This is a genomic window from Butyrivibrio sp. VCD2006 (genome assembly GCF_000423925.1).
GTDB lineage: Bacteria > Bacillota > Clostridia > Lachnospirales > Lachnospiraceae > Butyrivibrio.
The window spans coordinates 146293-160704 of the sequence record NZ_KE384107.1 but is presented as its reverse complement, the minus strand read 5'-3'; the positions used below and the strand labels follow the sequence as shown (position 1 = coordinate 160704).

11 protein-coding genes are annotated in these 14412 nt (G+C 40.6%); 9 read left to right on the top strand and 2 right to left on the bottom strand.

Translation table 11 applies throughout. The annotated features are described in order from the left end of the window. The first annotated feature begins 173 nt into the window (after positions 1–173). The 3 genes from G586_RS0119320 to G586_RS0119310 all read left to right on the top strand — a co-directional run bounded on the left by G586_RS0119320 (position 174) and on the right by G586_RS0119310 (position 3242). Positions 174–833, top strand: coding sequence for a hypothetical protein (locus G586_RS0119320; RefSeq protein ID WP_026529026.1), 660 nt, complete (start codon positions 174–176; stop codon positions 831–833). Between the two features lie 145 nt (positions 834–978). Continuing rightward, the gene (locus G586_RS0119315) at positions 979–2523 is read left to right on the top strand and encodes an RNA polymerase sigma factor (protein WP_026529025.1); all 1545 of its coding nucleotides are present in this window, start codon (positions 979–981) and stop codon (positions 2521–2523) included. A 50-nt stretch (positions 2524–2573) separates the two neighbouring features. Beyond that, on the top strand, positions 2574–3242 hold the full coding sequence (locus G586_RS0119310) for a zinc dependent phospholipase C family protein (protein WP_026529024.1): 669 nt from the start codon (positions 2574–2576) through the stop codon (positions 3240–3242). Positions 3243–3381: 139 nt separating this feature from the next. On the opposite strand, the gene G586_RS25855 is transcribed toward G586_RS0119310, so the two are convergent. Next, entirely contained in the window at positions 3382–4386 is a 1005-nt protein-coding gene (locus G586_RS25855; RefSeq protein WP_081674479.1) for a hypothetical protein, read from the bottom strand. A gap of 192 nt (positions 4387–4578) precedes the next feature. Continuing rightward, positions 4579–4923, bottom strand: coding sequence for a winged helix-turn-helix transcriptional regulator (locus tag G586_RS0119300; RefSeq protein ID WP_026529023.1), 345 nt, complete (start codon positions 4921–4923; stop codon positions 4579–4581). Between the two features lie 135 nt (positions 4924–5058). Here G586_RS0119300 and G586_RS0119295 point away from each other — a divergent pair, with 135 nt between their 5' ends. The 6 genes from G586_RS0119295 (at position 5059) to G586_RS24015 (ending at position 14403) form a co-directional block, all read left to right on the top strand. After that, entirely contained in the window at positions 5059–5544 is a 486-nt protein-coding gene (locus G586_RS0119295) for a DNA-deoxyinosine glycosylase (protein ID WP_026529022.1), read from the top strand. A 136-nt stretch (positions 5545–5680) separates the two neighbouring features. After that, positions 5681–7105, top strand: coding sequence for an alanine/glycine:cation symporter family protein (locus tag G586_RS0119290; protein ID WP_026529021.1), 1425 nt, complete (start codon positions 5681–5683; stop codon positions 7103–7105). 52 nt (positions 7106–7157) lie between these two features. Further along, the gene (locus G586_RS0119285; RefSeq protein WP_026529020.1) at positions 7158–7652 is read left to right on the top strand and encodes a GNAT family N-acetyltransferase; all 495 of its coding nucleotides are present in this window, start codon (positions 7158–7160) and stop codon (positions 7650–7652) included. A 13-nt stretch (positions 7653–7665) separates the two neighbouring features. Next, the gene (locus G586_RS0119280) at positions 7666–8595 is read left to right on the top strand and encodes a DUF1848 domain-containing protein (protein WP_026529019.1); all 930 of its coding nucleotides are present in this window, start codon (positions 7666–7668) and stop codon (positions 8593–8595) included. 313 nt (positions 8596–8908) lie between these two features. Then, a complete protein-coding gene (locus G586_RS0119275) occupies positions 8909–10960 on the top strand; it encodes a response regulator (protein WP_026529018.1) in 2052 nt (683 codons plus the stop codon). Further along, a complete protein-coding gene (locus tag G586_RS24015) occupies positions 10957–14403 on the top strand; it encodes a DegV family protein (RefSeq protein WP_051204947.1) in 3447 nt (1148 codons plus the stop codon). The genes G586_RS0119275 and G586_RS24015 overlap by 4 nt, the downstream gene beginning before the upstream one ends. Positions 14404–14412 lie beyond the last annotated feature (9 nt).

Here is a 14412-nt window from a genome sequence, read left to right as displayed (position 1 = left end):
AATACTAATGATATCTTATGCAATTCGATTTCATATAGATTCAGTGAAATTTGGGTTATTATCTGTGTGGGTAAGGACTTTTTTAGTGCTACATGGTAGACTTAATAATATAAGCGAGTTGGTTTCATTAGGGTTACTGCGTAGATGTATGCACTGCTGAAGGGTGAATCGAAATGAATAAGGAATGGTCAGAAAAAAACAAGAAAATGCAAGCTCTGATCGGAAAGAAAGAGAGCTTTGATGAAGGGATTACCGTTCTGCTTGAGCTAAGAGAGGAACTTTTTGGTCAGATAACATCAATAGTGAATACATGCCCGAAAGAAGCCTTTTATCTGATTCCTTTTGCCGGAGCAAAGGGTTATCACAGCAAGACACTGGGGTATTCCATGTGGCATATATTTCGGATTGAGGATATTGTGGCACATACACTGATATCTCAGGACAGTCAAATCCTCTTTACGGATGATTGGCTTCACAGGATAAACAGTCCTATCATTACCACCGGCAATGAACTGAAGGGAGAGGAAATCGCGGAGTTTTCTGCAAAACTTGATGTGAGAGCTTTGTATGACTACTGCAGGGCAGTGATGGATTCAACAAATGAGCTACTTAAAGATCTGGAATACATAGACTTAAAGAGGAAGTTTTCTGATGATGACAGGGAAAGGATTATCGAAACCAGAACAGTTAGTAAGGATGAAGATGCATTCTGGTTGATCGATTATTGGTGCGGAAAGGATATTAAAGGACTGATTCGGATGCCTTTCTCCAGACACTGGATCATGCACATCGAAGCAATGTGCCGGATTAAGAACAAGCTTTGTCTGAATTGAGAATATCGGCTTCAGAGAGCACTGCAGAAATGTGGTGCTTTTTATTTTGTGATATAAAGAAAAAATTTTCTTTTTTTCCTAACCGATGAATAAATATTGCTACTATATATGTGAAAGCTTTCAAAAACAGTGAGGAATCAATTAAATGACTAAAGAACAGATGGAGCAAATTGTGCTCGCAAACATGAAGAAAATATACCTGTATTGCGTGCGCAGGCTCGGAAATGCAGCAGATGCGGAGGATGTGTCATCGGATATAATCTATGAACTGCTTGGTTCGTATGAAAGGATAAAAAATGATAAGGCGGTCATGGGATATATTTGGGCAGTTGCAGATAACTTATGCAAGAATTATTGGCGTAGATCTATGAAATATGAAATCGTAGAGATGCCTGATAAATATGTTGGAACATTTCAAATAACCGCTGAAGAAGAGCTTATTTGCAAAGAAAACATGAATCTAATGCGAAGAGAATTGGCACTTTTAAGCAATACATATCGAGAGATAATGGTCAGGCATTATATTCATGGTGAAAGCTGTGAGAAGATTTCACAGAACCTGAAGATTTCCGTGCAAAATGTTAAGCAATATCTGTTCGAAGGCAGAAAGAAGGTAAAAAAAGGCATGGACACTCAGAGAGAATATGGTGTATATAGCTACGCACCTGAAAAGTTTTTAATAAATTATTTTGGAGATTGTTCTAACGGATACTGGGAACTGTTTGAAAGAAAGCTTCCCGGAAGCATAATGTTGTCGATTTGGGACAACCCAAAGACTATGGAAGAGCTTAGTATGGATGTTGGGGTTGCTGTTCCGTATCTTGAAGAAGAGGTAGAGAAGCTGGAAGCCTTTAAGCTCTTAATCAAGAAGGGTAAGAAATATCATAGCGGAATAGTTATTTTTGATAAGGATTATGTATGTGAAATCCGCAGAAGAGCAGGAGAATCAATTGCAAATAACATTGAATCTGTTAAGGCAGCGGTTGAAAAAGGAAAGAGTTTTCTTAATGGCACAGATTATAGTTGTTATCTCGATGACGAGAATGTCAGGGGATGGTTTATTTTGATACTTATCTTGTGGGAGGCAGTTCAAAAATCTGAAGAAAAGATGAAGACACATCTTTCATTTCCGCTTCAGGCTAATGGATATAAAGGGTATGTAATGGGATGCCGTGGAGAATACCCGGTGGCTATGAATGGTATGTATGGTATGTATAGCTTGGAGAAGGGATACTTGCGCGCAATTAATTACAAAGCCTTATCCAGCAAGGTGATTAATCCTTTTGAGAGAGGCGCGCGGGAGGTATTTCTTGCATGCGAAAAGCGTCTGAGTGAAACTACAGAGTTAGAGACTTTGTCCGATATGATCAGCGACAAAATCGTGCACATCGAGGAAGGAATGATTTGCCCTAATTTTGTAGAGATATCCGAAAGATGTTATAAAGAAATAATGGATAAACTGGCGCTGGAAATAAATGACATGGCAGAGCTTGCAGCAGGTATCCGTGATGGTGCAGCTGATCTCCTTGAAAATCAGGTGCCAAAGGGGTATAGCGAAGCCCGCGAGATTGGAAGTATAGTTTCAATGTGGAGCATGCTTGAAGAGGCAGCATCAGCAGTAATCGAGACAGGGTATCTTTCTAAGGGTAGTGATGATCAGAATGTAACTACTTTTTACATTAGAAGGTGATGAGTGCCACAAAAGCTGTACAGAGAGAAAGCAGGAGGAGTTAAGCAGATATGGCAGGTCAGATGACGCATATGGTGATTGCTCACAAACTTATAGAGAAGTTAGGAATAGATGAGGGGAAAGAAGAATTTATACTGGGGTCTGTTGCTCCGGATTCAGTGCATTTTTCGGAGGATTATCTGCCGAAGAAGATTCATTCTCATCTGTTTGAAAACTGTGGCCCTTGGGGGGATACACAGGATTATGACAATTGGATAGTGAACATAAAAGCGTTCTGGAACAAGTATGTTGTGAATGAAACGGATCAAATAAAAAGAAGCTTTTTGTTGGGAATAGTCGTTCATTGTTTAACTGATTATTGGAACGATCTGCTTATCTGGCGAGCATTGCAGAAGAAAATGATTCCGCCTATGGGCTATGATGAGTTTAAAGAGGCATATTATCCGGAATCTTTCAGGATAGATAGGTGGCTATACCAAAATACTCAGAATGCAGAAGAAATAATGAAGCTTTTGCATGATTCAAAGGAATTTGATTTTGAGGATTATTTAAGAAAAGCCGAGATTTGCAAAATGAAGGATAATCTTATTAACGTACAGTACAATCTGCCAGAGCCTATTGATGTTTCCGGACATAGATACTATCCAGCTGATATGATGCTGTGGTTTATTGAGGAAGTTCCTGATAGGATATATGGACAGTTGAATGAGTTTCAGTAGAATAGTTATAAAAGAGAAGGTTAGACCCACCGCTGTATTTAGCGGTGGGTCTAAATCATTTTCTTTGCACAATAAATTTTTACTTAGGATATTGTTTTAGTTTTTATTTCAAAAATAGCCTGTTTTTTTACGGTAGGCTTTACTGGTTCATCTCATGAATATCATAGTATTCATCATATAATCCAAGGCATGCATCCATTCCTGCATTTGAAGAGAGTGCCTTTTCAATTACAGTTTGCCAGGATCCGTATTTTTCGTATAGTGAATCTGCTGTAGGTCCTTCCTCATTTCCGTAGGTTTCAAGGTTGCTTTTCTTTAAAAGAGCCAGACCTTCAGGGTCGTTTTTGTGGCTCTCAAGTCTTATTTCATTGCGGTGTTTGCTGACTGAACGGGCTATAGTTTCAACATCTTTTCCTTGAGCCAAAAGGCTTTCGATAAGCCGGTAATTCTCTTCGTTCTTCTTATGATAATCTTCCCTGGCCTTTTTTGCATTAGCTACTGCTACAGGATCAGTCCAATCCAGGGCATTTACATATTCCTTAAGTCTTGTGGACTCAGGGTTTGGAGAAAAACCATAGACGGCATCAGGATTTACTATGGCATCAGCCAGAACCTTTTTGTTCTCTGCCGGGTTGTGTATATAGCGGAAGGAAGGGCACTTTGTAATCAAAAGAACGTTGCCTGAAATTCCCGTCATATCAAGATCCAAATGCTCAGAGCGTTTATTGAAAGGAAGTGCATTCCACGAGTCGTTGTAGTAACAGTACATTTTAAGGTTACTGTTGTCCTTGATCTGTGGTGACCATAGGGATACTGTCAGCTTTTTTTCCTGAGGTATTTTTGTAGGAAGGATTATCTTAACAACAGCTACAGCCTGTTCTGCCTGGCTGGTGGCAAACTTTATCGCTGAGGGTTCGTATGTCTCTGCATTGTCTACGACAGCTGTCAGACCTGTAGGCTCGCCATCGATCAGTACATCGCCTACTCCACTGGCTACGGGCATAACATCTTTTATCACTCTGGAGGAGATTACCGCATTGTTCATAAACTCTGCGTCAGATCTCGCCTGCACAGTAATCACAGGTCCCTCGGCAAAAATCATGAAACTCATAACAATTGCCAATACTTTTATCATGTTTTTCATTATTCTACTCCTTTCCTGTTAACTGTAGAGGATAATCGGGCTGCCTTAATCCATAATATTATCTTCACGTAAATCATGACTATCGCTCTTTAAAAGTGATATACCTATTATACGCTCCCATTTGGGAACCATGCATTATGAGCATAGTTTTCTTAATAGGATTCATTTCTGTTATACAGCAAATAAAGACAATCAGAGGTTCTCTTCGCCCCATTTCTTTAGTTCCAGAAGGATGGGAATAAGATCTTTGGCCTTGTCTGTAAGTCTGTATTCAACTCTTACGGGCATCTCATCATATTGTTTTCTTTCAACGAGTCCGTCGGCTTCAAGTTCCTTTAATGAATTGGCAAGCATGGTGTTTGTGATGCCATGAATGGCTCTGGTGAGCTCTCCATAGCGGACTACTTCCTGGTAATCGATTACACACAGTATCATGATCTTCCATTTGCCGCCGACAATGTCGATGACTTTTTTCAGACCACAGTCTTTTCCTGCTATATTTTCACATAAGGGTTCTTTTTTACTTGTTTTTTCCATGGTATGTTTTCCTCATTTGATATATGTAAAGGTTGAATACTTGATATATTTTTTATACCACCTATAATAAAGCTATCAGATGTAAAATGCAATAAGTAAAACAAACTCGCAGGTAAATGGATAAGGTGAAAAGTAATGATAATACATCCTATAGCACCGGTTTATGATGAAAATTCAAAATTATTGATTTTGGGAAGCTTCCCTTCAGTGAAATCGAGGGAGGCATGTTTTTTCTATGGACATCCACAGAACCGCTTTTGGAAATTATTAGCTTCGATATTTGAGGATGATGTACCAGAAACAATAGAAGATAAAAGAGCTTTCTTGCTGCGACATAATATTGCGGTGTGGGATGTGATCAAATCCTGTGACATAACGGGATCATCAGATGCCAGTATAAAGAATGTTGTTCCAAATGATCTAAGTATTATCTTGAATACAGCAAATATCAGAAATATCTATGTGAATGGAAAAACGGCGTACAAGTACTATGAGAAATATACTAAGAAGCTTTTAGGGCGAGATGCAATTTGTCTTCCTTCAACCAGCCCGGCCAATGCGGCATGGAATATGGACAGGTTAAAAAGTGAATGGAAGCAAATAAAAGACCAGTGTAAATGAAGGTATGCAAATAAAAATTTGGGTAAGCGAATGTATACAATAAAAGATTTGAGATAAAAAATAAGGGGATAAATATAATGCCAAAGGTGATAAAATAATCAGAGTGTGTAAACACAAATATGAAATGCAGGGAGAAATGAAAGTGAGTTTTTCGTCAATTATTGAGAGTATCGACAGCTTTTTATGGGGATGGCCGCTTATTATACTGCTGTTTGGTACTCATCTTTTTATGACCTTTAAGACGGGATTTATTCAGAAGGAAATCTTTAAGGCTATAAAGCTGTCAGTTACAAAGGATCCGGATGTAGAGGGAGATGTATCCCAGTTTGGTGCTCTTACAACAGCTCTTTCTTCAACAATCGGAACAGGTAATATTATCGGCGTAGGAACTGCTATTGCGCTTGGAGGACCGGGAGCGGTCCTGTGGATGTGGCTGACAGGTATATTTGGAATCGCAACTAAGTATGCTGAGACATTGATCGCTGTTAAATACAGGGTAAAGAGTGAAGACGGTTCAATGCTGGGCGGTGCCATGTATGCCCTTGACAGAGGACTTAATAAAAAGTGGCTTGGAATTGTTTTTGCAATACTTGCATCGGTCTGCGCCTTTGGAATTGGTTGCTCGGTTCAGGCTAATGCAGTTGTGGCTAACGTGAGGCAGAACTTTGCGACTGATGAGGCTTCAGGTAGGGTGATCACCTACGTTGTTGCTGCTGTACTCTGCATAGTGGTTGGCCTTGTTATCATCGGCGGAATTAAGTCCATAACCAGTGTATCTGAGAAGCTGGTGCCATTTATGGCTGCGTTTTATGTGCTGGGATGCCTTGCTATTCTTGTGATGAACGCTGATGTTCTCGGAGAGACTGTTGTCACAATAGTTACTGCCGCATTTTCCACGAGGGCAGCAGGCGGCGGATTTATCGGAAGTACAATAACTGCGGCTTGCAGGTACGGTTTTGCGAGAGGACTTTTTTCAAATGAATCCGGTATGGGATCAGCACCTTTAGTGGCTTCTGCGGCACAGACAAGGAATCCCAAGAGACAGGCTCTTGTTTCCATGACAGGAACCTTTTGGGATACAGTTGTGGTTTGTCTGATGACAGGTATGGTTCTGGTTTCCAGCATAATCAAGCATCCTTCCATAGATGGCATGAGCGGAAACGGATCGGAACTTACTTCGATGGCATTTTCCATGATTCCGGTTATCGGTGGGCCTGTACTTGTGATAGGACTTGTGACATTTGCTTTTTCAACAATCCTTGGTTGGTACTACTATGGGGAGCGCTGCGCGGTTTATCTGTTTGGAGAAAAGGTTATTCTTATATACAAGATTCTTTGGATATTGGGAATCCTTGCAGGATCTCTTGTTGAACTTAATCTGATCTGGAATATTGCTGACCTTTTAAACGGACTTATGGCAATTCCTAATGTTGTCGCTGTTTTGCTCCTTACGGGAACTATTGCAGAGGAGACAAGAAAATACAGTGGCAAGCATATAGATGATAAAGATGAATCTGAAATTCCGGTTATACAGAATTCTAAAAAAGGAGTTCTTGGATAATACAGTTTGTAACAGTAGAACTTGAAAAAATGAAAGGCTTGAGGTTTGAGACATGAATTACAGACTTGGAACACATAAGGATTTGGACGGAATTTGTACGCTGATAAAAGATGCAATAGTAGAGATGGAAAAGCATGATATTTATCAGTGGGATGAGATATATCCGACAAGAGAAGATTTTAAAGAGGATATAGACAATAATAATCTTTTTACAGTGTATGATGAAGATAAGCTTGTGGCTTTTTATGTGATAAGCGGCGAATGTGATGATCAGTATAAAAATGCCAAATGGGAATTTGCGGATGATTCAGCATATATTCTGCACAGGTTCTGCGTATCTCCAAAGGTGCAGAATAAGGGAGTCGGAAAAGCTGTTCTTTTGCATATAGAAGATCAGGTAAAGGATATGGGATATGAGTCAATGAGATTGGATACTTTTACGCAGAATCCATTTGCCCAGAGACTGTATCGTCATAACGGATATGAAGCCAGAGGCTATGCCGATTGGCGAAAAGGCCGATTTGATCTGATGGAGAAGAAACTGTAAAGAAAAGGATAATATGATAATTCAATCAGGATCCAGGACAGACATACCTGCTTTTTATTCCGAATGGTTTGCGAACAGGCTAAAAGAGGGCTATGTCTACGTTAGAAATCCATATAATATGACCTACATAACTAAATATGATTTAAATCCTGCAGTGGTGGATCTGATATGTTTTTGCTCGAAGAATCCAAAGCCTATGCTGGAGCATTTGGAGCTTCTTAAGCCTTATGGAAAATACTTCTACGTGACGATCACGGGTTATGGAAGGGACATTGAGCCAAGGGTTCCGGATTCCATGGAGGTAGCCACTACATTTAAGAGGCTTTCTGAATTTGCCGGCGTGGATTCCATGGGATGGAGATATGATCCGATTTTCCTTGATGAGAAGTACACAAGGGACTATCATCTCGAGCAGTTCGAAAAGATTGCCAGGGCCCTGGACGGATATACTGAGACTGCAGTCATCAGTTTTATTGATCTGTATCAGAAGGTAAAAAAGAATTTTCCGGAGGCGAAGGCGGTTGAGAGAGCTGACAGGCTCTACCTTGGAGAGCATATGGCAAAGATTGCGAGGGAGCATGGAATGGTGCTGCGCCCCTGCAGTGAAGGCACGGAGCTGGAGCGATTTGGAGCAGACTGCAGCGGTTGTATGACTCAGCCTATTTATGAAAAGGCTATTCACAACACTATGGTCTTTCCGAAAAACAAAGGTGCCAGATCCTCCTGCGCATGCTATCTTGGCGGAGATATTGGGATGTACAACACCTGTCTCCATATGTGCAGGTATTGCTATGCAAATTATGATGAGAAGACAGTAATGGCTAATCATGCAAACCATGATCCAAAGTCACCGCTTCTTATCGGCAATGTCAGACCTGAGGATGAGATTCATGAGGCAGAGCAAAAGAGCTGGATTGATGGACAGATGAAATTAGTGTTTTAGGAATGAAAGAGAAATCAGGCATTTTATGTGCCTGATTTTAATTTATGTATAATTAAATAAAATATTGATAAAAACTTTATTATTTGCCGTAAAAATATCATGTATAATAAAATATGTCAGGCTGTGCATTTTCTTATAAACAGAAATTAGTAATGACATTTTACTGTCATATAGAAATGATGAGACAGCTTATATTAGGGAGATAAATGTAAAAAAGTTTTCCGGGGATGGTATGCGAAAGGTTTGTATAGAGAAGTACGCAGAGAGCCGTCGCATGTTACTTGCTGTGTCCTTTAGATAAATGAGGGATATGATGAACCGGACAAATAATGAGAGATTTATCATTTTTCTTGTATCTTTAGCCTGTATAGGCTTAACTATAGAGAACTTCCTTGTTAAGTGGGAATTCTGGGTGCCGCCGCTTATGCTTATCGGTATGGTATCTCTTTGGTTTATGCATATAACCAGTAATCCTGAATATAAAGTCAGGAAGGTGGCATACCTGGTTTATGCTATGCTTCTTGTTTTCTATCATGGTATCCATGAAACTTCTTATTATGATATTGCAATAGTGATCGTGTTTGTTATGACGGTGTATTCTTTTTTGGATACGGTTTACATGATGAACATGTTATTGGCTGAGTATATCATTCTTATGGGAATTCAGATTTATCTTGCAAAAGCAGGAGAGGTAGTTGAATTCGATATCATCAATATTTCCAGAATAATTCTATATATTGTCATCGTAGCTATGGTTTATTTTTGCTGTGTTAAGGCTATTCATGACCGCGCTGAAAGACTCCAGTCCGAAATGGAAAAGGACGAGAGAATTGAAGCGGTTGACGCGGACATGGAGGACTTTTTATCCAATATTTCCCATGAGCTCAGGACTCCTGTAAATGTGGTACTTGGAATGTCGCAGATACAGATAAAAAAGCATCTTGGGGATGAGGCCTTTTCCATAAAAAGTGCTGGAGACCGTCTGGCCTATCAGATTGAGGATATTCAGGACTACACTGAGTGTAAGCGAAATAAAGTCATTCTGGAAGAGGATGACTATATGAGCACATCCCTTATAAATGATGTGGTAACCGGATTCAGGGCCTTGGACAATGAGAGAAATTTGGAGCTTATTGTAGATATGGACCCGAATGTTCCCACTAAGATGCGTGGTGACGTGAAAAAGCTTCACAAGATTTTTCGCCATCTTCTTGAGAATGCCGTTAAATTCACAAAGCAGGGCGGAATTTATGTAAGACTGTTTTCGGAGAACACCGCGTATGGGATCAATCTGTGCATTGAAATGACGGATACCGGTATCGGAATGGATATGAAAAGTCTCGCATCCGTCGCTGAAGGTATGTATCAGGTTAATAAAAAGAGAAATCGCAGCTCAGGCGGAATAGGTCTGGGGTTATTTATCGTTTATGGATTTGCACACAGAATGGGCGGATTTGTAAAGATTGAGAGTGAGAAGCGAAGCGGCACCACAGTAAAGGTTACTATTCCTCAAAAGGTTCTGGATCCGACACCTTGTCTTATTCTCTCAAAGGATTTTAGCGGAGATATTCTTTTCCATGTCAGGTCTGATAAATACAAGGTTCCGAAGGTACGTGAATTCTATCGTTCCATGGCGACAAATCTTGCAACAGGGATAAAGGCTCCGTTGTTTTCAGCAGAGACGGTTGATGAGATTGAGCGTCTTAAGGAGAAACTGAACGTATCGGTAATATTCATGGGACAGGAGGAGTATGAGAAAAATCCTGAATACTTTGATGAGATGAGCAAATCAGACATTGTTATTGCAGTTTCAGCCGGTACCGAATTTAAGCCAAATTCAGGCAGCAGGGTATTGGTTATGCCAAAGCCGCTTTATTCATATCCTGTAATCAGGGTGTTGAATGAGGGGCGCAATATGGCAAGCTTTGAAGCTACAGAGCAGGATGTACGTCCGGTATTTAAGGATATCAGGGCGCTTGTAGTGGATGATGAGCCTATGAATCTGGTGGTTGTAAGAAGTCTTTTTAATGACTATGAGATACAGACAGATACGGCTGACAGTGGAAAGGATGCTATAAATAAATTCAGAAACAATGATTATGACGTTGTGTTTATGGATCATATGATGCCGGAGATGGATGGTGTTGAAGCCATGAAGATAATCAAGGCTGATGCAGCAGAACGGAACAAAAACATAATCGTGATAGCACTGACAGCAAATGCTGTTTCCGGTGCAAGAGAGATGTTTATAAAAGAGGGCTTTGACGGGTTTATTGCAAAGCCTATAAGTATTGCTGACTTCGAGCGCGTTATGCTCAGAGAACTTACCCATAAGGGTTCAGGTAAGGGAGGGCAGACAGCATGAGGAAAAGCGGAATATTTCGAAGTATTATTAATGCCATTATGGACCCTGAGCGCGAATTTAATGAGAGGATGTACCTCGCGCTGACGATAGTATCAGAGATAGCGGTTTTTATCGCGCTTTTGGGGGATATTATAACAAAAGACAGTCCTATAGAGATTGCTGTTATTGTGGGGGTTCTCATTTTTGTACCTGCGCTGATGATAATATGCCTCCGCAAGGAGAAAATAAAACTGGCAACAAGGATAACTGTCATAGGTCTTGTGTTTATCATAATTCCGGCACTGTACTTTTTTGGAGGCGGAATTGAAGGTGGCGGCGTTTTATGGATCATCTTCGTGTTTACATATGCCGGCCTTGTAATGACAGGTACATGGCGAAAAGTGATATTTGTGCTGATCGTCGCTGTGTCTCTTGGATGTTATGTAATTGAGTATTTTATGCCCGAACTTGTTTACGGACATACTAGGAGAGCATTTTTTATAGATTCATATATTGGAATCATTCTTGTCGGCTTTGTCTGCTTTGCCATGACGTGGCTGCAGAACTACCTGTTTATGGGAGAAAATGAGAGAGCGAGAGCAGCTGCTAAAAAGGCTGAGGAACTCACAAGAGCCCAGAACAGGTTCTTTTCCAGCATGAGCCATGAGATCCGTACGCCCATAAACTCTATTTTGGGACTCAATGAGCTTATACTTCGCGATCAGGATGCGACAGATGAGATAGTAAAGGATGCGTCCGGAATACAGGGCTCAGGTAAGATGCTGCTTGCCCTGATAAATGATATTTTGGACTTTTCAAAAATGGAAGCAGGAAGTATGGATATAGTTCCTGTGAATTACAAAGTGGGCGATATGCTTTCAGAGATAGTGAATATGGTCTGGATTCGCGCTCACGATAAGGGGTTAAAGCTGAATGTCAGCATAGATCCCGAGGTGCCTTCAATCCTTTACGGTGATGAGGTGCGCATAAAGCAGATTATAGTAAACCTATTAAATAACGCAGTAAAATACACGAGTGAGGGCTCTGTTGAGCTGCATGTTGAGAGTGAAAAAAAAGATGAAACGACAGTAGAGTTGTCCATCTTTGTAACCGATACCGGTATGGGTATAAAGAAGGAGGCGCTGCCTTATCTTTTTGATGCTTTTAAGAGAGTGGATGAAGAAAAGAACCGTCATATTGAGGGAACGGGACTTGGACTTTCTATCGTTAAGCAGCTTATAGAGCTTATGGGAGGCACTGTTACAGTAAACAGTGTCTATGGTGCAGGCTCCACCTTTACGGTTCAGATTCTTCAGGGAATTGCTGATGAGACGCAGATAGGTGATCTGAATATCCATAATCAGAGTTTTGTTAACAGAAAGAGCTACGAGTGCAGTTTCCGCGCACCTGAAGCAAAAATACTTATCGTTGATGATAATGAGATGAATCTCGAGGTTGAAAGCAAGCTCCTTGCGGAAACTGAAATGACTATCCATAAGGCAACGAGCGGAAAAGAAGCGCTGGAACTGTGCCTTAAGGAGCATTATGACGTCATTTTTATGGATCATCTTATGCCTGAAATGGATGGAATAGAGTGCTTTGAAAAAATCCGTAATCAGGTTGGAGGGTTAAGCCGCGCCACGCCTGTTGTCGTGCTCACCGCAAATGCAGGATCGGAAAACAGGGATATATATAACAGGGCAGGCTTTGAAGGTTATCTTATAAAACCGATATCCGGAGAAGCGCTGGAAAATGCACTGATGAGATATATTTCCAGTGAGAAGCTTATTGTGAACAACAATAAGATGACAAGTGCCCGTGAGGATATCAGTACTTCTGCCGGATATTCAGGAAAGATGCCGATTCTCGTTACAAGTACGAGCATGTGCGATCTTCCGAATTATATGACTAATAAGTTTATCCCGATCCTTCCATTCCTTGTAAACACAGAGGAAGGAATATTCAAGGATGGAGATCAGATGGGGGCTGATGAACTTATAAGATATATAAGATCAGGAAAAAGAGCTGAATCTGCGCCGCCTGATGAAACAGTGTACAGGGATTTCTTTTCACAGCAGCTTAAACATGCTCATCATGTCATTCACATAGCAATTACGAGCAGTATGAGTACGGACTATAAGACAGCAACGGAGGCAGCAAGGTCCTTTGATAATGTTACTGTAATTGATTCCGAGTGTTTGTCCTCTGCCACAGGAATTCTTGTGCTTATTGCAATTAAGCTTGCACAGATGAATGTTTCCGTGGAGGAGCTTGTTAAGGAATTAGAGACGGTAAAAAAGAGGCTTATGTGCAGCTTCATAATTGACAATACAGAGTATATGGCAAGAAGAGGGCTTATCAGTAGCAGAGTCGACAAGCTTGCAAGAAACCTTAACATGCACCCTTGTCTGGAGATTAAAAATAACAGATCAAGAATCGGTGGCGTATGGCTGGGAAAGACCAAAAGGGCTTATAAAAAGTATATAGCAAAGGCTTTTCCTGCTGATGTTGCACCTGATCCTGAAATCGTATTTATTACTTATGCGGATGTGCCCATGGATACGCTTTTATGGATAAGGGAAGAGATAAGTAAGGTCGCCTTTTTTGAGCATGTAATATTCCAGCAGGCTTCGGCGGCTATTACTTCCAATTGCGGTCCGGGAACCTTTGGTATTTTGTATTTCATAAAGTCCAATAAGTCCTACAATCTTTCAACATATATTGTTGATAAAGAACTTATTGATGATGGGGATGATGATCAGGTAACAGCAGATAATGAGATCATCCGTGATACAGAAGCAAGTAAGGAAGAAAGTATTAAGACGGAAGTATCCGCGGATGGCGCAGGAATGCCGGAATATGAAAATGAGCCTGTCTGGTATAAATCGATTGAATGCATAGACGGAGACGCCGCAATTAAGAATAGTGGTTCCGAGGATGCTTTCAAAGCCGCGTTGGAAATATTCTATGATTCAATTGAGAGAAAAGCAGAAGAACTCGAAACATACTACAGGGATGAAGATTTTAAGAATTACACAATAAAAGTTCACGCTCTTAAGAGTTCATGCAAGCTGATAGGAGCGCTTGGAACATCAGAAAAAGCGCAGCGTCTTGAGGATGCAGGTAAGGCTGAAAATATAGAGTATATCAGGGAAAATCACTCCGTATTTATCGAAGAGTACAAAGGATATAAGTCGGCTCTTTCAAAGGTATTTGAGAAGGATGAAGCCGAAAGTGCGGCGAAAGATGATAGACCTGTAGCTGACGATTTTTTGATGGAAAGCCTGTATGAAGGACTTCATGATGCAGCGGAGTCGATGGATGTAGATGCAATGGAAGAAGTTCTTAAGGAAATAGAAGGATATGCGATTCCCAAAAAGGAATCAGAGAAGTTTAATAAAATCGCCGAGAAAGTAAGTCAGCTTGATTATGAGGGCGTTTTGTCTATTCTTGATGAAGATTGAAGATAGGAG